This is a genomic window from Marinovum sp. 2_MG-2023, from assembly GCF_030548265.1.
Classification (GTDB): domain Bacteria; phylum Pseudomonadota; class Alphaproteobacteria; order Rhodobacterales; family Rhodobacteraceae; genus Marinovum.
Map to the genome: position 1 here is coordinate 45051 of NZ_JAUOSD010000003.1, position 19619 is coordinate 64669.

The 19619-nt window shown below is 61.1% G+C and carries 18 protein-coding genes; 10 read left to right on the plus strand and 8 right to left on the minus strand.

Annotation, left to right across the window (positions count from 1 at the left end; translation table 11 throughout):
* Nucleotides 1-25 precede the first annotated feature (25 nt).
* A complete protein-coding gene (locus Q4577_RS04865) occupies nucleotides 26-484 on the minus strand; it encodes an Lrp/AsnC family transcriptional regulator (protein ID WP_244687356.1) in 459 nt (152 codons plus the stop codon).
* A 140-nt stretch (nucleotides 485-624) separates the two neighbouring features.
* Here Q4577_RS04865 and cysG point away from each other — a divergent pair, with 140 nt between their 5' ends.
* The 6 genes from cysG to Q4577_RS04895 all read left to right on the plus strand — a co-directional run bounded on the left by cysG (nucleotide 625) and on the right by Q4577_RS04895 (nucleotide 6248).
* A complete protein-coding gene (cysG, locus tag Q4577_RS04870; protein WP_303470050.1) occupies nucleotides 625-2055 on the plus strand; it encodes a siroheme synthase CysG in 1431 nt (476 codons plus the stop codon).
* Nucleotides 2055-2354 (plus strand): DUF2849 domain-containing protein, encoded by a 300-nt coding sequence (locus Q4577_RS04875; protein WP_244687354.1) that lies wholly within the window; start codon nucleotides 2055-2057, stop codon nucleotides 2352-2354. Before cysG ends, Q4577_RS04875 begins: the two co-directional genes overlap by 1 nt.
* Before the next feature lie 84 nt (nucleotides 2355-2438).
* Nucleotides 2439-4103: a nitrite/sulfite reductase gene (locus Q4577_RS04880; protein ID WP_244687352.1), complete on the plus strand. Its 1665-nt coding sequence runs from the start codon at nucleotides 2439-2441 to the stop codon at nucleotides 4101-4103.
* Between the two features lie 47 nt (nucleotides 4104-4150).
* Nucleotides 4151-4897, plus strand: a complete 747-nt coding sequence (locus tag Q4577_RS04885; RefSeq protein WP_303469941.1) for a phosphoadenylyl-sulfate reductase — start codon at nucleotides 4151-4153, stop codon at nucleotides 4895-4897.
* Nucleotides 4894-5292 carry a DUF934 domain-containing protein gene (locus Q4577_RS04890; RefSeq protein WP_244687348.1) on the plus strand — a complete coding sequence of 133 codons (399 nt, stop codon included), beginning with the start codon at nucleotides 4894-4896 and terminating at the stop codon, nucleotides 5290-5292. The genes Q4577_RS04885 and Q4577_RS04890 overlap by 4 nt, the downstream gene beginning before the upstream one ends.
* Before the next feature lie 107 nt (nucleotides 5293-5399).
* Complete coding sequence (locus tag Q4577_RS04895) at nucleotides 5400-6248, plus strand: ferredoxin--NADP reductase (protein WP_244687346.1); 849 nt, start codon at nucleotides 5400-5402, stop codon at nucleotides 6246-6248.
* A 96-nt stretch (nucleotides 6249-6344) separates the two neighbouring features.
* Here Q4577_RS04895 and Q4577_RS04900 read toward each other — a convergent pair whose 3' ends face one another.
* A complete protein-coding gene (locus Q4577_RS04900; RefSeq protein WP_303469940.1) occupies nucleotides 6345-7226 on the minus strand; it encodes an AEC family transporter in 882 nt (293 codons plus the stop codon).
* 269 nt (nucleotides 7227-7495) lie between these two features.
* Nucleotides 7496-8044 carry a translation initiation factor IF-3 gene (gene infC, locus Q4577_RS04905; protein WP_368397594.1) on the minus strand — a complete coding sequence of 183 codons (549 nt, stop codon included), beginning with the start codon at nucleotides 8042-8044 and terminating at the stop codon, nucleotides 7496-7498.
* A gap of 205 nt (nucleotides 8045-8249) precedes the next feature.
* On the opposite strand from infC, the gene Q4577_RS04910 reads away from it, so the two are divergent.
* Nucleotides 8250-9332, plus strand: a complete 1083-nt coding sequence (locus Q4577_RS04910; protein WP_303469937.1) for a hypothetical protein — start codon at nucleotides 8250-8252, stop codon at nucleotides 9330-9332.
* A 100-nt stretch (nucleotides 9333-9432) separates the two neighbouring features.
* Here Q4577_RS04910 and Q4577_RS04915 read toward each other — a convergent pair whose 3' ends face one another.
* The 5 genes from Q4577_RS04915 to Q4577_RS04935 form a co-directional block, all read right to left on the minus strand.
* Nucleotides 9433-10422, minus strand: coding sequence for a molybdopterin-binding protein (locus Q4577_RS04915; protein WP_303469936.1), 990 nt, complete (start codon nucleotides 10420-10422; stop codon nucleotides 9433-9435).
* Nucleotides 10423-10432: 10 nt separating this feature from the next.
* A complete protein-coding gene (locus Q4577_RS04920) occupies nucleotides 10433-11392 on the minus strand; it encodes an XdhC family protein (RefSeq protein ID WP_303469935.1) in 960 nt (319 codons plus the stop codon).
* 188 nt (nucleotides 11393-11580) lie between these two features.
* Nucleotides 11581-13830 (minus strand): PAS-domain containing protein, encoded by a 2250-nt coding sequence (locus Q4577_RS04925; protein WP_303469934.1) that lies wholly within the window; start codon nucleotides 13828-13830, stop codon nucleotides 11581-11583.
* Nucleotides 13827-15041, minus strand: coding sequence for an FIST N-terminal domain-containing protein (locus Q4577_RS04930; protein ID WP_303469932.1), 1215 nt, complete (start codon nucleotides 15039-15041; stop codon nucleotides 13827-13829). The genes Q4577_RS04925 and Q4577_RS04930 overlap by 4 nt, the downstream gene beginning before the upstream one ends.
* 47 nt (nucleotides 15042-15088) lie before the next feature.
* Complete coding sequence (locus tag Q4577_RS04935) at nucleotides 15089-15787, minus strand: response regulator transcription factor (protein WP_244687330.1); 699 nt, start codon at nucleotides 15785-15787, stop codon at nucleotides 15089-15091.
* 323 nt (nucleotides 15788-16110) lie between these two features.
* On the opposite strand from Q4577_RS04935, the gene Q4577_RS04940 reads away from it, so the two are divergent.
* From Q4577_RS04940 to Q4577_RS04950, 3 genes are read left to right on the plus strand one after another with little or no spacing between them, the layout of a single operon-like run.
* The gene (locus Q4577_RS04940; protein WP_303469931.1) at nucleotides 16111-16656 is read left to right on the plus strand and encodes a CoxG family protein; all 546 of its coding nucleotides are present in this window, start codon (nucleotides 16111-16113) and stop codon (nucleotides 16654-16656) included.
* 44 nt (nucleotides 16657-16700) lie between these two features.
* The gene (locus tag Q4577_RS04945; RefSeq protein WP_244687326.1) at nucleotides 16701-17186 is read left to right on the plus strand and encodes a (2Fe-2S)-binding protein; all 486 of its coding nucleotides are present in this window, start codon (nucleotides 16701-16703) and stop codon (nucleotides 17184-17186) included.
* Between the two features lie 54 nt (nucleotides 17187-17240).
* Nucleotides 17241-19619, plus strand: coding sequence for a xanthine dehydrogenase family protein molybdopterin-binding subunit (locus Q4577_RS04950; RefSeq protein WP_244687324.1), 2379 nt, complete (start codon nucleotides 17241-17243; stop codon nucleotides 19617-19619).

Below are 19619 nucleotides of genomic sequence, written 5' to 3' on the forward strand. Positions count from 1 at the left end.
TGGACGTGATGGCGGCCTTTGGTGCCTATAACGCCAGCGCCGTTGTCGACTTGATTTCCTCCATCGACAAAAGCGCCGTTACATTGTGGACCTTCACCTCTGATATCAGCGCCTGATAAAAGGTGTCATAGGCGCGTGCATTGGTGACCCGCACCTTGAGGATATAGTCGATATCCCCCGCAAGCCGATGCGCCTCCTGCACCTCCGGGCGCTCTTGCAAGGCCTTTAGAAACGCCGCCTGCCAGCTGGCATCATGTTCCGAGGTGCGGATCAGGACAAAGAAACAAGCCTCAAATCCCAGCTTCTCGGCATCAAGCTGCACGGTCTGATTTCCGATGATCCCGGCCTCGCGCAATTTGCGAATACGGTTCCAGACCGGGGTCTTGGATGACCCGACAGCCTTGGCGATTTCGTCCAGCGACCGGCTGGCATCTTCCTGCAGGGCTTTGAGGATTTTCCGGTCCGTGTCGTCAATCCGTGCCATGCATTCGGCCTTTCCCTGAAATGTGAAACATACGTTCCTGCTTGCGTCGTTTTTAGAACGGACATCCTTATTGGCGCAAGCACCTAGCGCGAAATCGGGAAAATTTCCTATATATGACCCAAGCCAAACTGGAGCGACCGATGCAACATTTTCCGATCTTCGTGAACCTCGCCGGACAACGGGTTGTCCTGTCCGGTGGTGGCGATGCGGCGCTTGCGAAATTGCGCCTGTTGATGAAGACCGAAGCCGCGTTGGTGGTTTATGCTGCCGATGCTGCGCCGGAAATTGCCGCCTGGGCAGAAGAGGGCCGCCTCGTGTGGGTGCGCCGCGCTCTGGCGGCGGGTGACGTGGCGGGCGCGCGTCTGTTCTATGCGGCTGATGAAGATCAGGCCGAAGATGCGCGCACCGCCGCGATTGCGACCGCCGAAGGCGCGCTGGCCAATATCGTCGACAACCTGCACGACAGCCAGTTCATCACTCCCGCCATTGTGGATCGTGACCCGGTGACCGTGGCCATCGGCACCGAAGGCGCCGCCCCGGTGCTGGCCCGTGCGATCAAGGCCGATCTGGAGGCCCGCTTGCCCGTGCGTCTTGGCGCTTTGGCCCGGATTGGCAAAGCCTTCCGCAAGGTTGCCGACATTCTGCCCATGGGGCGGGTGCGGCGTGACTTCTGGGCTGATTATTATTTCGGCGCTGGGCCGCGTGCCTTTGACGAGGGTGGCGAGGCCGCAACCGAAACCGCACTCGACCATCTGTTGCGTGACCACCTGACACGCCAGACGCGCAAGGGCCATGTGGCCTTTGTGGGGGCTGGTCCCGGTGATCCGGAATTGCTGACGCTCAAGGCCCGGCGCGCGCTGGACGAAGCGGACGTGGTGATCCACGACCGGCTGATCAGCCCGGAGATCCTGGAACTGGCCCGCCGCGAGGCCGTGCTGGTCGATGCCGGCAAAGAAGGGTTCGGGCCGTCGATGGCGCAGGGCGATATCAATGACCTGATCGTGGAACATGCCCGCCAAGGGAGCCAGGTCGTGCGGTTGAAATCCGGCGACAGCACGGTCTTTGGCCGCCTCGATGAAGAGATTGATGCAGCCGAAGAGGCCGGCATCTCGTGGAATATCGTGCCCGGCATCACCTCGGCTTCGGCCGCTGTGGCGTCGATTGGTCAAAGCCTGACCAAACGTGGCCGCAATTCTTCGGTGCGTTTCCTGACCGGGCATGACACCCGCGGCTATGCCGATCACGACTGGCGCGCCCTGGCCCGTGCGGGCGAAGTGGCCGCGATCTATATGGGCAAGAAATCCGCCCGCTTCATTCAGGGGCGTCTGTTGATGCATGGTGCTGATCCGGCGACGCCGGTGACCATCGTGGAAAACGCCTCGCGCGCGGATCAGCGTATTCTGGAAACCAGCCTTGCCGATCTTCCGACCGACCTTGCCGCTGCTGCGGTGAATGGACCGGCGCTTACCTTCTATGGTCTTGCCCCACGCGAAGCGGCGTTGCTTCAGCAGGAACAGGCCGATTTGGACCGCGCCCAACAAGAAACACATCTGACGCAGGAGCTTGCCTGATGCCCCGTGAATTCACCCCCAAAGTCGTGACCGCCAACGCCCTGATCGAAGGCGACGTGATCTATCTGACCGAAGATGATCGCTGGTCGCGCGCATTGGAAGAGGCCGAGGTGCTGACCGACGAAGCCCATGCCGAACTGCGCCTGCTGGACGCCAGCGCGCGCCAGAGCGAGATCGTCGGGGCCTATCTGGCCGACGTGAAGCTGGCCGGTGGCACTGCCGCCCCGACACATTTCCGCGAAGATTTCCGCCGCACCGGACCTTCAAATTACTTCCACGGCAAACAGGCAGAGAGCTGACCCAATCCTGCAAGGGATTTTGCAAATTTCAGGGATGAAATTTGGCGCCCACCTGATTGCCCAGCCGAAAGCAAGGGATACAACATGTACCGCTACAACGAATTCGACACCGCCTTCCTCGCCGAGCGCAACCGCCAATTCCGCGCTCAGGTTGAGCGTCGCATTGACGGCTCGCTGACCGAGGATGAATTCAAGCCGCTCCGCCTGATGAACGGCGTCTATCTGCAATTGCACGCCTATATGCTGCGGGTTGCGATCCCTTATGGCACGTTGAATTCGGCCCAGATGCGGCAGCTCGCGCTGCTGGCAGAGAAGTGGGACAAGGGTTATGGCCACTTCACCACTCGCCAGAACATCCAGTACAACTGGCCGAAACTGAACGATATTCCCGATATGCTGGACGCGCTGGCAGAGGTGAACCTGCACGCGATCCAGACATCCGGCAACACCATCCGCAACGTGACCGCCGACCATTTTGCCGGCGCCGCCGCGGATGAGATCGAAGACCCGCGCCCCGTGGCCGAGCTGATCCGCCAGTGGTCCACCGACCACCCGGAATTCCAGTTCCTGCCGCGCAAGTTCAAGATCGCGGTCACCGGATCGCCCAATGACCGCGCGGTGGTCAAGGCGCATGACATCGGTCTGCGCATGATCGAACGCGACGGCAATCCGGGGTTCGAGGTCATCGTCGGCGGCGGTCTTGGCCGCACGCCGATGATCGGCAAAGTGGTGCGTGACTTCCTGCCCAAGGCCGACCTGCTGCCCTATCTTGAGGCCATTGTCAGCGTCTACAACCTGCTGGGACGTCGCGACAACAAATACAAGGCGCGGATCAAGATCACCGTGCACGAAAACGGGTTGGAGAAAATCCAGGAGCTGGTCGAAGCGCGGTTTGCCGTGCTGCGCGATCAGTTCGGCGGTGTCGATCAGGCGATGCTTGCCGATCTGGAGGCGCAGTTCGCGCCGCCGCAATTCCGTGACGCCGACACCGGCGCGTTCGAGGCCGCCTATACCAATGATCCGGTGTTCCGGTCGTGGGTGGATACCAATATCGCCACCCACCGCCGCGCCGATCATGCCATTGTGTCGATCTCGCTCAAGGCGCATGGCGCCACGCCGGGTGATGCGTCGGCCGACCAGATGCGCCTGATGGCGGATCTGGCGCAGGAATTTGCCTATGACGAATTGCGCATCAGCCACGAACAGAACGTGGTGCTGCCGCATGTCGCCAAGGATGCGCTGCCGCAGCTTTTCCAGGCCTTGAAAGCCGCCGGTCTTGGCACCGCCAATATCGGTCTTGCCAGCGACATCATTGCTTGCCCCGGCATGGATTATTGCGCGCTGGCCACCGCGCGGTCGATCCCGATTGCCCAGGAAATTGCCACCCGTTTCGAAGAGTTGAAGCTGGAGCATGAAGTGGGTGATCTGAAGATCAAGATCTCGGGCTGCATCAACGCCTGTGGTCACCATCATGTGGGTCACATTGGCATTCTCGGGCTCGACCGGGCGGGGGTGGAGAATTATCAGATCACCCTTGGCGGCGATGGCACCGAAACGGCAAGCATCGGCGAACGTGCCGGTCCGGGCTTTTCGGCAGATGACATCGTTCCGGCGATCGAACGGCTGGTGCTGGGATATCTTGATCTGCGCGCCACTGCGGATGAGACATTCTTGCAGGCTTATCGCCGTCTGGGCGCGGCACCGTTCAAGGCCATCCTGTACCCCGAAGCGCGTGAGAAAGCGGCCTGAGACGGTCGGAAACTTCTTCTCTTTGAAAATACGCAAAGGCGGATCTCGTGACCAAAGTCACCGACATAACGGACCTGCGCACAACCATTGACGCGCTGAATGCCGAGTACCGCCATCATGGCGCGACCTCGGTGCTTGAGGCGGCGCTGACGCGTTCGGAATTCGGGCGCATCGCGATGGTGTCCAGTTTCGGCGCGGAATCGGTTGCGCTGCTGCATTTGATTGCCGTGGTGGATCGCAACACGCCGGTGTTGTTCATCGACACGCAAATGCTGTTTGCCGAAACCCTTGTCTATCAGGCAGAGGTTGCCGAACGGCTTGGGCTGCGCAATGTCCAGATCATTCGCGCCGATCAGGCAGAGATCGCCAAACGCGATCCCTATGGCGCGCTGCACCTCAGCGACACCGACGCCTGCTGTGATCTGCGCAAGACCGAGGTGCTGGAAGGTGCGCTCAGCGGTTTTGACGGCTGGATCACCGGGCGCAAACGGTTCCAATCGGGCACCCGTGCCAAGATGGAATTTTTCGAAATCGAAGATGGCACCGGTCGGATCAAGGTCAATCCGCTGGCCCATTGGGCGCCGGGTGATGTGGCGGCCTATATGGATGAAAACAGATTGCCCCGCCATCCGCTGGTGGCACAGGGCTATCCCAGCATTGGCTGTGCGCCCTGCACATCCAAGGTGGCACCGGGCGAAGACCCGCGTGCCGGACGCTGGCGCGGCGCAGATAAAGAGGAATGTGGCATCCATTTTGTGAACGGCAAAATGGTGCGGAAAGGACAAGCAGCATGAGTGAAAATGTAATCGTGCGGGACACCGGATTTGGCCAGGACGACTGGAATGCCGGACCGGATGGCGCGGATGTCTTGGATCTGGCATCGGATGCCAATATCGACGATATCGCAGACCAGTTGCCGGAATTGCGGATGATCCGGGTGGATTTCCCCAGCTTTGCCGATGGTCGCGGCTTTACCCTTGCGCGCCTTTTGCGGCTCAATGGGTTCGAAGGCCGGTTGCGCGCCAAGGGCCATGTGTTGGCGGATCAATACGCCATGGCACGCCGTTCGGGGTTTGACGAGGTCGAAATCTCGGCCGATCTGGCGGCACGCCAACCCGAAGATCAATGGGTGTTCCGCGCCGATTGGAAGGCCAATGACTATCAGTCGCGGCTGCGCGCCCGCGCCTGAGACCGCGAAAATCGGGCAGGGGGGCGTGCCGCGACAGCACGTCCCTTTCCGTGATCCAAATCAAAGTTTAAGACGAGGTGTCGGCTAGAAACGTCGACAATGGACATATGACAGAGTTGACCAACGTGACCGAAGCCAAAGCCATCAAAGTGCCCACCCTGCCGGACGCCCAAAAGGTGACCCAAGTCAAACATTGGACCGACCGGTTGTTTTCCTTCCGTGTGACCCGGCCCGCATCCATGCGGTTCCGCTCGGGCGAATTCGTGATGATTGGCCTGATGGGCGAACCGCACCCCGAAACCGGCAAGCAGAAACCGCTGCTGCGGGCCTATTCGATTGCCTCGCCGTCCTGGGATGAAGAGCTGGAATTCTATTCGATCAAGGTGCAGGACGGTCCGCTGACCTCGCGTTTGCAACATATCCAGGTCGGGGACGAGATCATCCTGCGCCCCAAGCCCGTGGGCACGCTGGTGCATGACGCGCTTCTGCCCGGCAAACGGCTGTGGTTCTTTGCCACCGGCACCGGTTTTGCGCCCTTTGCCTCGCTCCTGCGCGAGCCGCAAACCTATGAAGATTATGATGAAATCGTCATCACCCATACCTGCCGTGAGGCGGGCGAGCTGACCTATGGCCGTGAGCTGATCGAAGGTCTGAAAGAAGACGAATTGCTGAACGAAGTGATCGGCGAAGGCTTCTGGAAGAAGATCAAATATTACCCGACCACCACCCGCGAAGAGAGCGCCAAAATGGGCCGGATCACCGATCTGATGCGCTCGGGCGAGGCGTTTGAAGACCTCGGCGTGCCGCCGCTGAACCCGGAGAGTGACCGGGCGATGATCTGTGGCAACCTGGCGTTCAATCTGGAACTCAAGGAAATGTTCGAAGATTATGGCCTGGTCGAAGGGGCCAATTCGAACCCGCAGCATTACGTTGTGGAAAAGGCTTTCCTCGACTGATCGGGTTACCGCATCAAAATTCCGCTGGTGGAATTTGACATATCCGTTCGTGGATTTTGCCCGCGCTGGTGATGACCGGCGCGGGTCTTTCTTTGGTCAGAGCACAAAGGCCAGGATCACCGGCAAGGTCAGAACCGACATCAAGGTCGACACGACCACCAACCCGGCCACGCTGTCGCTGTCGGCGCCATATTTTTCGGCCAGCATGTAGGATGTCACCGCCACCGGCGTTGCCAATTGCAGGATCAACACCCCAAGCGCCACAGGCGCCAGCCCGAACCAGATCCCGGCCGCAACCGCACAGACCACACAGATCGTGACCTTTGCCACCGCCAGGAAAAGCGGTTTTGAAAAGGCCCCGATGTGCAGCCGCGCCACCGCCACGCCCAGCGTGATCAACATCATCGGAATCGCCATTTGGCCGATCAGGGACAGGGTGTTGGTCACGACGGATGGCGTTTCCCAGCCCATCGACATGAACAACCCACCCAGCAATGTGGCCGAGACCAGCGGTTCCTGAATGACCTTGACCAGCGATCCGCCCCCCGACACCAGCCAGATGCCATAGGTGAACTGAATGATCGCAGAGACTGCAAAGACCACCACGCCATAGCCCAGCCCCACCTCGCCAAAGGCGAAAAACGCCAGCGGCAACCCAAGGTTGCCGGTGTTGCTGAAGATCAGCGGTGCCAGGAAGGTTCGGCTGTCCAGTTTGCCGATTCTGACCACGGCGGTCATCACCAGGATCACCAGAACATAGGCCAGAAGGCTGGCCAGGGTCAGCGCGCCCAATGCGCCCGGGTCGATCTTGGTCTGCATCAGCGACACGAAAATCAGGCAGGGAATGGCCAGTGACATGGCCAGACGGGTGACAAACTGCACCCGGTATTCAAACCCCAGTTTGACCCAGACAAAGCCGATTGCCGCAAGGGCAAAGACCGGCGTGACAATTTCCATAACTTTAAAGGCAATTTCCAAAATCGACGTCCCAATCCAAAGAGCGCCGAGTATCGGCATGCAATTGCCGGCATCTTAAAATGCGAAAATCCGAGATTAAAGCGCCATATCAAACCATATCAATCTGGCCTTGCATTGGCCGGTCACGCCAAAGCCACATGCCCCAGGGGGCAGGGGCCGGAATAGGGCCGGTATAAGCACGGGGGCCCGCAAAAGAAAAACGCCGGGGAAAATCCCCGGCGTTTTCAAATGCACGATGGCAAATACCCAAAACGGGCAAAGCCGCATGTTTATTTCTGCGGAAGAGGACCGATCATCATGATCATCTGACGGCCTTCCATTTTGGGCATATTCTCGATCTTGCCCAATTCCTTGGTGTCCTCGGCAACACGTTCCAGCAATTCACGTCCCAGATTCTGGTGGGCCATCTCGCGGCCACGGAACCGCAGGGTCACTTTGACCTTGTCGCCATTCTCCAGGAATTTGTACACGTTGCGCATTTTCACTTCGTAGTCATGGGTGTCGGTGTTCGGACGGAACTTCACCTCTTTGACTTCGATGATCTTTTGCTTCTTGCGCGCCTCGGATTCGCGTTTTTGCTGTTCGTACTTGAACTTGCCAAAATCCATGATCTTGCAGACGGGCGGCGTGGCGTTCGGCGAAATCTCAACCAGGTCAAGGCCGACATCGGCGGCCATTTCCATTGCGCGGGCGGGCGTTACAACGCCGACGTTTTCGCCTTCTGCGCCAATCAGGCGGATTTCAGTGGCGCGGATACGTTCGTTCACGCGGGGGCCGGTTTCACGGGTCGGCGGCGCGTTGTGGGGTCTGCGGGCTATGGGTTTGATCCTTTGTTTGTTCCGGAAATCTGAATGTGCAAGGTAGTGGGACATACCCATAGTTTCAAGCGTTGAATCGGCTGAAATGCGCCGTCACGCCAGCTTTTCCCCTTGCACATGCTGCACTTGCAGCGCAGGTCTGTTACATAGGGATGTGGCGGGTGTCCGCCTGCCCCCTGAAACCAATTCTGAGGGTTATCAAAAGATGAAAAATAACATCTGGGTTGTTGTGGCTGTTGTGGCTGCTGCGGCTATCGGTGGCGGCTATTACGTGTATTCCAACCAGCAAATGTCAGAAGCGCCGGTTGCGGAAACCGGGGATGACGTGACCGCGCCGGAGGCTGTCGAAGACGCATCCGAGGCCGCAGGTGAAGCTGCCGAGGCCGAAAGCATTGCCGACGCCGTTGAAGAGGCGGTCGAAGAGGTCATGGAAGAGGCCGAGGAAACAGTAGAAGAAGCGACCGAAGCGGCAGATGACGCAGCCGAAGCGGTTGTCGAAGAAGCCGAAGCCGCAGCCGAAGAGGCCGAGACCGTTGTCGAAGATCTGGTGAATCAGGTCGAAGACGCCGTTGACGAAGCCATCGAAGAGGTGACCGGCACCGCAGACGATGCGACCGAAACTGCCGTTGAAGATGCTGAAGCCGCTGTAGAAGACGCCGTCGAAGAAGTCGTTGAAGAGGCACAGGACGACGCTGCCGCAGCCGCAGAAGCTGTGACAGAAGACGCCGCCGCGGTCACCGAAGAAGCGGCGGAAGCCGCTGATGCGGTTGCAGAAGACGCACAAGAGGCCGCGGCCGATATGGCAGAGGCGGCTGAAAAGACCACCGAAGCCGCAGAAGACGCCGCAACCGAAGCGGCAGAAACCGTGGAAAACACCGCCGAGGCCGCCGAAGAGACTGCCGCTGAAACAGTCGAAGACGCTGTCGAAGCCACAGAAGAAGCTGCCGCTGAAGCGGTCGAAGACACAGCAGAAGCCGCCGAAGGCGCAGCTGACGCGGTGGAAGAGACCGTGACCGAAGCGACCGAAGCCGCAGAAGAAGCCGCCTCAGAAGCGACAACGGAGGCGACAACCGACGCCGCCGATGCCGTGGCAGAGGAAACAACCTCAGCGGCGGATTATCTGACCGTGGATGGCTTTGACTACGACAAGGTTGTCGAAATGATCGACAACAGCGACCTGAATGCAATTGCCAAGGCGCCGCTGAAACTCGCGCTGGAGCAAGCGCGCGACAATCCTGACCTGTTGAAAGCAGCGTTGGACCGGGTCAAAGAAGCCATCGGCATGTAAATCCCTGCTGTCCTTCATGACACGTCATGCACGCCCGATGCCTTGGTTGGTATCGGGCGTGTTTTCGTTTCCGGGGGATTTTCGCGCGAGGTGGGGGCGGTCAGCCACCCCGGGGTTGCGGGCGGGTCGGTATTTCCTTGAGCAGGCCACCAACCCCCATGGCCGCAATATCGTCATGGTCAATCGCGATGCCACATGCCACGCGGGACAAGACCCAATCCGCACCGTTCAATGCCGGAGAGCGGGCACAGCCCGGCAGGCCGATCACCGGGCGCCCGGCCATGTCCCCCAGAAACAACAGATTGCCGGGATCGACCGGCATGCCAAAGCGGATCACCCGACCGCCTGCCTGCCGCAGGGCTTCGGGCGCCACATCCGCCGGGTCAGAGGTGGCAGACCCCGTCAAAATCAATACCAGATCGCTGTTCACACGGCGCAATGCCTCGGCAATGGTCTGGGTCTTGTGCGGGACCGGTACGACCTGTTCCAGCGTGACATTCAGCGCCGCCAGCCGCGCGGCAATCGCCGGAACGCCTTTTTCGCCGGCCCCGCCGGGGATTTCGCTTACAATCAGGCTTGCAGTTTGAACAACCGGGCGCGCCAATCGGATGGCGGATCGGGCCCGGTCCATGGCGGCCCTCAAATCATTTTCCGGCACGGCATAGGCGATGATCTTGACGGTGCCGACCATGCCGCCGGGCGACATCTGTTGGAAATTGGGCACCGTGGCCAGGGTGATCATCGGGTTGATCCGGTTCAAGGCCACAAGCCGGTCGACGTCCAGCATCGCCACGCCCGGCCCTTCGGCGATCAGATTCACCCGGCCGGTAAAGGCCTTGGTCAGGCGCAATCCGGCGGCGGCCGGATCCGGCACCAGCGCGCCGGCCAATTGCGCCGCCGCTTCGTTTTCGTGAATGTCGCCGGCATCAAGGCGCGCAACGATCACCTCATGTTCGCCGGCGGCTGTCAGATCGGCAATATGCTGCGCCGTCAGCGTCACGCCCTTGCGCAGCTTTCGCCCGTTGAGTTGCAGCGAATGCGCCAGAACCGCGCCAAGCGCATCGGCAACCGGCAGGGGCCCAAACCTCATCGGATCACCTTCATGCGCCTTGCCGCAGCACGCGGGTCATTTCCGCAAGGATCGACACCGCGATTTCCGCCGGGCTGGCTGCGCCGATATCAAGCCCGATCGGGCCGTGAATGCGGGCGCACTCCTGCGGCGTGAACCCGGCTTCGGCCATCCGGTCCAATCGTTTGGCATGGGTGCGTTTCGATCCCAGCGCACCGATATAAAACACGCCCGACCGCAAGGCGGCTGCGAGCGCGGGATCATCCAATTTCGGATCATGGGTCAAAAGGCAAAGCGCCGTGCGCCCATCAAGCCCAAGATCGGCCACCGCTTCGTCGGGCCAATCGGACAAAAGGCGCGTGTCGGGGAAACGTGCCGGCGCGGCAAAGCTGTCGCGCGGGTCGATCACCACCGGATCATAGCCAATATCACGTGCCATCGGCACCAGATGCTGGGCAATGTGAACCGCCCCGACAACGATCAGGCGCAGCGGGGGATTGTGAATGGCGACAAAGGTTTCGCCGTCGTCCTCAAAACCCGAACGGTCCATGCGAAACCGGCTGTCAAACCCGTCGAAGGCCAACCGGCGGCTGCCCTCGCTGGGATTGATCACATAGGCAACGGGCCGGCGCGCGGCGCGGGCCGTGACCAGATCTTCCAGCATGGCCACGGGCAGGGCGCCGCCGACAGGTTCGACCAGAACCCGGATTGTGCCGCCGCAGGCCAGCCCAACGGAAAAGGCATCGCCATCGGAAACACCATATTCCAACAGCCGCGGTGCGCCGTCTTCCAGCGCCTCCAGCGCTTCGACCACAACCGCGCCTTCGACACAGCCGCCCGAGACCGAGCCCTCCATCGCGGCATCGGCGCGGATCACCAGCTGTGCCCCCGTGCGGCGTGGCGCGCTGCCCCAGGTTTCGACCACCGTGGCCAGTGCCACGCCATGCCCCTGACGATGCCAGTCGAGCGCAATTTCCGGAATGCCTTGCATGGGAAATCCTCCTTGCGCGCAGTCTATCAGCAATTGCGCCGCTGTCTGCAACCGCGCAGTGCGACCATGGTCGCAGGCCTTTGGCCGGGTTATGCTCGGGATGGGGGGATGGCCGGATCGGGGTGACCGGCGATCCTTGCGCCGTTGCCGTCAATTGATTTGGGCAATTGGTTTTGGCCAAAGGCGGCTCAGCCCTCTTTGGCCTGAAACACCCTCGGCTTGCCGTTCTGGCGTGCCGTTCTGCCGGGGCCGGTGGTGGCCAGAAACCGGTCCAGTTCCGCGGTGTCGATCGGTTTGTGCAGCAGCGGCAGGCCCAGATCCCGGCAACGCTGTGCCAGATCCGCAGAGCGTTCCGCCGACAGGATACAGGCGGGGATCGGCCCGTAACGCGCGGTGATGGCGTCAAACAATTCCGTGCCGCGCAGACCGGGGCCAAGAGCCTCGTCCAGCAAAAGCGCATCGGGGATCAGATCCAGCTCGTCCAGCAGATCCAGCGCTTCGGTTGCACCGGCAACGTCGATTACATCGGCACCGCCGCTTTCCAGCGCCATGGTCAGAGCGCGGCGCATATTGGCGTCATTTTCCACCAGAAACACCATCCGGCCCTTGGCGGGTGCTTGGCGCGGGGCAGGGCGGCGGGTGGTGTCGGACGGATCGGCAATGGGGTCCGCCAGCGCCAGCGTGACCGAAAACACCGTGCCGCGCCCGGGTTCCGACCGCAGGTCCAATTGGTGGCCCAGCCCGGCACAGGCGCGATCGACAATCGCCAGCCCCAGCCCCAATCCTTCGGAGGCAGAGGCCGGGGCATGCACGCGGGCAAATTCGCGAAAAATCTCGTCGCGATGTTCTTCGGCGATGCCGGGGCCGGTATCCCAGACCTCGATCCGGGCCAATGGTCCACAGCGCCGCACCCCCATCAGGATCTTGCCGGTTTCGGTGTAGCGCGCCGCATTGCCCAACAGGTTTTGCAGGATGCGGCGCAGATAGGATGGATCGGTTTCCACCTGAAGGTTGCTGTCCACCACCCGCAGCGCCAGCCCCTTTTGCGCCGCCAATGGTTCGACCTGCGTGCGCAGCGCCGTAAAGATCGGTGTCAGGCTGACGGTGCGCATGTCAAATTCCGCCAGCCCGCTGTCCAGCCGGGAAATATCCAACAGCGCGTCAATGATGTTTTCGGCCGATCCCAACGCCATGGTCGCCTTGTCCAGCGCCTCGTTGTCCTGGGGTGACATGCCCGCACCCTGGAGCGAGCTGATAAACAGTTTTGCCGCGGACAGCGGTTGCAAGAGGTCATGGCTGGCGGCGGCGACAAACCGCGATTTCGACGCATTGGCGCGTTCGGCTGTGGCCAGTGCCGTAGCCAGTTCGGTGGTGCGTTCGGCGACCCGCACCTCTAGCCGTTCATTCATGTCCTGCAATGCGCGGGCGGCATTGCGTTCGGCGGTCACATCGGTGAAGGAAATCACAAATCCGCTGTCGGGCAAACCCTGGGCAAAGGCATCCAGCGTGCGCGCCGCGCCCTGACGGGCCTCGAACCGCAGGGCACCGTGGCGGGTGGGATGGGCGGCCCAGGTCAACAACCGCTTGCGGGACATGCCCTGGGACAGGGTGAAATCGCTGGGCATACGGTCAATCAGCGCCGCAAACCGCGCACCCATCTGCATCCGGCTCAGCGGCAGGTTCAGCAATTCCGCCACCCGCACGTTCCAGCCCAGAAGCCGCGCCTCGCCATCAAAGATACAGACGCCTTGGTTCAAATGGTCCAACGTCGCCGAGATCAGCCGTGCCTGTTTGTCCTGTAGACGTTCCCGTTCCTGGCGTTCCAACCGGATCAGATCGGTCACATCGGTTTGCAGTACAACAGTGCCCAGATTGGCCGTGCGCCGTTCCGATACCTGAAGCCAGAGCCCCTGTTTCAGGCGCACATTGAACATGGCATTGCGCCCCTTGTGCAGCGACTTGCGCATCGCGGCCCAGCCTGCGGGGGTTTCCCCATCGGGCAGCGCAAGAAAGGCGGATCGGCTGACGATATCGACATAGCTGTCAAACGGCAGGCCGGGTTGCAGCTGGCCAGAGATATCGCGCATGTCGATGGAAAACCGGCTGTTGCTCAGCACCAACCGGTCGTGCTGGTCAAACAGGGCGAAACCTTCGTTCACCGCTTCGATCGCATCGGCGAGGTTGGCGCGGGCGGCTTCGGTATCAGCGTTGGCCTGTTCCAGCCGCAGGTTGGAATCATGCAACAACGCCAGCGCATGTTCCAGATCCCTTGTGCGGGCGCGCACCTGATCCTCCAGCAATGCGGCGCGCTCGAATTGGGCATAGGCCAGACCAGAGGGGTCCTGTTGCTGTTCCACCCGCCGCATCAGCGATTGGGTGATGCGCAACAGCTTTTCGTTCTGCCGTTCCAGGCTGTCGTTGGGATTGACCAGTGTCATTTGGGCATGTCGCTGTCGGGGGGATAGAACGCCACGCCGGTCATGGTGTGATTGACATGCAGCGCGCCCACCTGTTCGCCATAGGTGGCAAAGCCGCGCACATTGTGACGGCGCAGCACCTCAGAGACCGCCGGGCCGATCTGATGCTGTTCGGCCTCGATCCGGCGCAGCAGACAATCACAGCCAAGGATCATTTCCGGCGCGCCATGACGCGACAAACGTGCCAGTTCACTGTCCAGATGCGCCGCCATTTCGCCGCTGTCCGCAAGCGTCAGTACCATGCCCTCGTCGATGGCAGAGAAGAACACCAACTCGCCATGTTCATTGACCCGCTGGATCGCGCGCACATGGTGGCGGCTGCCCAGTTGCACCACAACCGGATGTGCGGCGAAGGTGAATTGATCCAGCTGATCCGGCATTTTGCCGACGATGCGGGCGTATTCGCGGGCGGCCGGTTCGGCATTGATCTGGCGCACGATCCGATTTTGCGGATCGGCCTCTGTGACCACCATCTTGGTGTCGGTCGGGGTCAGATGATCGAGGCTGAACACCCGGATCGGGCAGCGGCTGCGCACTAGGGTCACGACTGCGGCGTTTTCATGGATCTGCCCGTCCAGGGCGACAAAGGTTCGCCCGAACCGCTGGCCGTCCCCGGCGGATCCACCAAACAGGGGCATGCCACCCAATCCCGTGGACAGCGCGGCGGTCACCGCATCTTCGCGCCGCGACATGCCGTCAATGGTCAGAAAGGCGAATTCTGCCGCATGATCCGGCGCCGCATCCGCCAGGGCCACGCGGCAGCGGATCAGGTGGTCGATCTCGTCCTGTGGTGCGATCTGGTCCAGCCGTTCCACCAGGTAACAGGAGGCGCGAAAGCTCTCTGGCATCAGCGCCATTGCCACGATCTGGTCGTCTTCATAACCTTTCTCGCCAATCTCGCCCGCAGTGGTGCAGGCGACGATATGGCGGGCCGTCAGTCGGCGATGGGCCGCAGTGACCAGAGCGTCGAAATCGGCGTCGCTGCTGATGAACAACAAAACCAATTCAAACGTGACGGCCGCAGATGATCCCGCGCCAAGGCCAGAGACAATCGCGCCAATCGGGTCAGGATCATGTATCGACACCTGCGTGCACCGCAGGCGTTTCGCGTCTTCGCCCTCGCGTTTCGCGTCTTCGCCCTGGGCGGTCGATATGCGATTGGGACCGTCCAAGAATTCCGTCTTCCGCCTCTGGTGGGTCTGTCGCGACAGGGCCAAGTTTACGCCCGTTCACGACCCTCTGACAAGATGCCCGAAAACCGCGCCTCCTGGGCGACCAATACCGCCTGGGTCCGGCTTTGCACCCCCAGTTTGCGCATGATCGCAGTGACATGTGCCTTGACCGTGGTTTCCGCGATTGTCAGATCAAAAGCAATCTGCTTGTTCAACTTGCCTTCGCAGATCAGCTGAAGAATGCGGGTTTGCTGGTTGGTCAGCGTCGTCAGCCGTTCGACGGCCTCAACCTGCGAGGTGCCCTCGGGGCTGTCGGGCAGGAAATTGTCCGGGGTATAGATGCCCCCGGCCTGAATGGTGGACAGCGCATCGTGAAAGGCCGCCTTCTGGCTGTGCTTGGGGACAAAACCGGCGGCCCCGGCGGCCAGCGCCTTGGAAATCATCCGGTTGTCGGCCATCGAAGACACCACCACGATTGGCACCTCGCGGCCCAGCGCGGTTTGCAGCCGGATCAAGCCGTCCAATCCGTTGACATCCGGCAGGTTCAGATCCAGCAACACCACGTCCGGCCGCTGACCGGCGTCGATCTGTGCCAGAGCGGCGGCAAGATTGGCGGCGGTGTCGACCTGCACCCCGGTGCAAATCGCCCGCAGCGTCAACACCAGCGCGTCACAAAACAGCGGGTGATCGTCAATCACCAGGGCGCTGGCAGGTCCGTCAAGCGGGGCGAGGTGGTCGATTGTCATCTGTGCGCCTGTGGTTGGGGAGGATTGGTTCGGGCTGTCGGTTCGGGTCGTTGGTTCTGGCCGTTGGTTCGGGGTTGTGCGTCTGCGGTGCGCGCCAGGTTACAGGATATCGCTTGCGGATCATATTACGCGTCGAGACGGCACAAGGCACTACGCCTATGGTCGCATATCGGGCCGGGTTTTCCGGGCCAAATCGCAAGAAAGCGGTCACAGAACCGGAACAGGGCTGGAAAACCCGGGCCGCGACAGTCAGTCTGGACTTTGGTACAATAGCCGGGCTGTGACAGTTCCGCCTAGGCTCTGACCCAAGGAGGCAAATATTCATGCAACTCACCGATTCCCGCGAAATCGCCGCGCCGCCCGAAACCGTTTGGGCCGCGCTGCTTGATCCAGAGGTTTTGAAACAATGTGTGCCCGGATGTCAGGAAATGTCCGGCACGCCAGAAGAGGGGTTTCAAGCCACGGTTGTGCAAAAGGTCGGCCCGGTCAAAGCCACCTTCAAGGGCGCGGTCACCCTGTCTGAGATGGTGGCACCGCAGAGCCTGACCATGACCGGAGAGGGCAAGGGCGGCGCTGCCGGTTTTGCCAAGGGCGGTGCCGAAGTGCGGCTGGAACCCACCGAAACCGGCACCACCTTGCATTACGAGGTCGAGGCCAAGGTCGGCGGCAAGCTGGCCCAGCTTGGCAGCCGCATCATCGACGGTTTCGCCAAGAAGATGGCCGATCAGTTCTTTGCCAATTTCCAGCAGGCGGTCGAAGGCCCGCCGGCGGAAGACAGCGCAGCAGATGCACCCGAAGCGACAGGTGATGCGGCGGGCGAAACGGCGGGCGAAGCCAAAAAAGGTTGGATCAAACGTCTGGTCAGCTGACCGGCGCCAGACCCACAATCAGACGACACCCAGGGAGGGATTTCATGACCAAGGTAACCATGACCGTGAACGGAAAATCCGTAAGCGGCGATGTGGCGGGCAATCGGTTGCTCGTCGAATTTCTGCGCGAGGATCTGCGCATGACCGGCACGCATGTCGGCTGTGACACCAGCCAATGCGGGGCCTGTGTGGTGCATGTGAATGGCGAAGCGGTGAAAAGCTGTACCATGTTCGCCGCCGAGGCGGATGGCGCCGATGTGGCAACCATCGAAGGCCAGGCCGCCGCGGATGGCACGTTGAACACCATCCAGCAGGCGTTTCAGGATTATCACGGGCTGCAATGCGGGTTCTGTACGCCGGGCATGGTGATGTCTGCGGCGGCATTGCTGAAGGACAACCCCAAACCGACCGAGGCCGAGGTGCGTGACTATCTGGAAGGCAATATTTGCCGCTGCACCGGGTATCACAACATCGTTCGCGCGATCATGGCCGCCTCTGGCCAGGATGTGCCAGCCGTCGCCGCCGAGTGATTTGACAGTCGCAGTGCGCAGTGAACGCGCACCGACCCCAAGGGAGGAATTGAAATGCCGAAAGATCATGGCATCGGAGCCAGCACCAAGCGCCGCGAGGACGTGCGCTTTTTGACAGGTGTCGGGAATTACACCGACGACATCAATATTCACGGACAGGCCTATGTCCATTTCCTGCGCTCTGATGTGGCGCATGGACGGATCACCAACCTCGATACCGCCGCCGCCGCCGCAATGCCCGGCGTGGTGCGGATTTTCACCGGCGCCGATTTCGAAGGTGTCGGCGGTCTGCCCTGTGGGTGGGAAGTGACCGACAAACACGGCCAACCCATGAAGGAACCGGCCCACCCGGTTCTGGCCCAGGGCAAGGTGCGCCATGTCGGCGACCCGATTGCCGCGATTGTTGCCGATACGCTGGAACAGGCGCGAAATGCGGCCGAGGCGATCGAAGTCGATATCGAAGAGCTGCCCGCAGTGGTCGACATGAAGGCCGCGCTGGCCGATGGCGCAACGCTGGTGCATGACGACCTGTCGGACAACCTGTGTTACGATTGGGGCTTTGTCGAGGAAAACAAGGCCGCCGTGGACGCCGCGATTGCCAATTCCGCGCATGTGACGACATTGGAACTGGTCAACAACCGTCTGGTGGCCAACCCGATGGAGCCGCGCGTGGCGGTGGGCGATTACGCCCGCGGCACCGGCGATTCAACGCTCTATACCACATCGCAAAACCCGCATGTGATCCGGCTCTTGATGGGGGCATTTGTGCTTGGCATTCCCGAGCACAAGCTGCGCGTCGTGGCACCGGATGTCGGCGGCGGCTTTGGCACCAAGATCTTTCACTACGCGGAAGAGGCATTTTGTACCTTTGCCGCCAAGGCGATCAACCGTGCGGTCAAATGGACCTCTTCCCGGTCCGAGGCATTCATGTCCGACTGTCACGGGCGCGACCATGTGACCAAGATCGAATTGGGGCTGGATGCAGACAATAATTTCACCGCCCTGCGCTGTCTGACCTATGCCAACATGGGGGCCTATCTGTCGACCTTTGCGCCCTCGGTGCCGACATGGCTGCATGGCACGCTTTTGGCCGGGAACTACAAGACGCCGCTGGTCTATACCAACGTCAAGGCGGTGTTCACGAACACCGTGCCCGTGGATGCCTATCGTGGCGCTGGGCGCCCCGAGGCGACCTATCAGCTTGAACGGGTGATCGACAAAGCGGCGCGGGAGGTCGGCGCTGATCCGGTCGAACTGCGCCGTCAGAACTTCATCACGGAATTCCCGTATCAGACGCCAGTTGCCGTGGTCTATGACACGGGCGACTATCATGCCACCATGGACAAGATGCTGGAATTGATCGACCGCGACGGCTTTGCCGCGCGCCGGTCTGCATCCGAAGCCAAGGGCAAGCTGCGCGGTCTGGGCATCAATTGCTTTATCGAGGCCTGTGGCATCGCGCCGTCGAACCTTGTCGGGCAATTGGGGGCACGTGCCGGCCTGTATGAAAGCGCCACAGTGCGGGTCAACGCCACCGGCGGATTGGTGGTGATGACCGGATCGCACAGCCACGGGCAGGGGCATGAAACCGCCTTTCCCCAGGTGATTTCCGAAATGATCGGCATCCCGGAAGAACAGGTCGAAATCGTGCATGGCGACACCGCCAATACGCCGATGGGTATGGGCACCTATGGCTCGCGCTCCATCGCGGTGGGCGGGTCGGCCATGGTGCGGGCGACCGAGAAGATCATCAACAAGACCAAGAAGATCGCCGCCCATTTGATGGAGGCCTCTGAGGCCGATATCGAATTGAAGGACGGTCAGTTCACGGTGTCCGGCACGGATAAATCGGTGGCTTGGGGGGATGTCTGTCTGGCCGCCTATGTGCCGCATAACTATCCGCTGGAGGATATCGAACCGGGTTTGGAGGAAACCGCGTTTTACGATCCGTCGAACTTCACCTATCCGGCGGGCGCCTATGCCTGCGAGGTTGAGGTGGACCCGGAGACCGGCCATGTGAAGATCGAAAAATTCGTTTCGGCGGATGATTTCGGCAATGTCATCAATCCGATGATCGTCGAAGGTCAGGTGCATGGCGGCATCGCCCAGGGGATCGGCCAGGCCTTGCTGGAAAACTGTGTCTATGACGACAACGGTCAGCTTCTGTCGGCGTCTTACATGGATTACACCATGCCGCGCGCCGATGATCTGCCGCATATGGACAGCTACAGCGTCGACCATTCCTGCCAGACGCCTTGTACCCACAATCCATTGGGTGTGAAGGGCTGTGGCGAGGCCGGGGCGATCGGATCGCCGCCGACCGTGATCAACGCCATCCTCGACGCGCTGCAGTCTGGCGGGCATAAAGTGGATCACATTGATATGCCTGCGACGCCCGCCCGTGTGTGGGCCGCAATCAACCAAGCCAGCTAA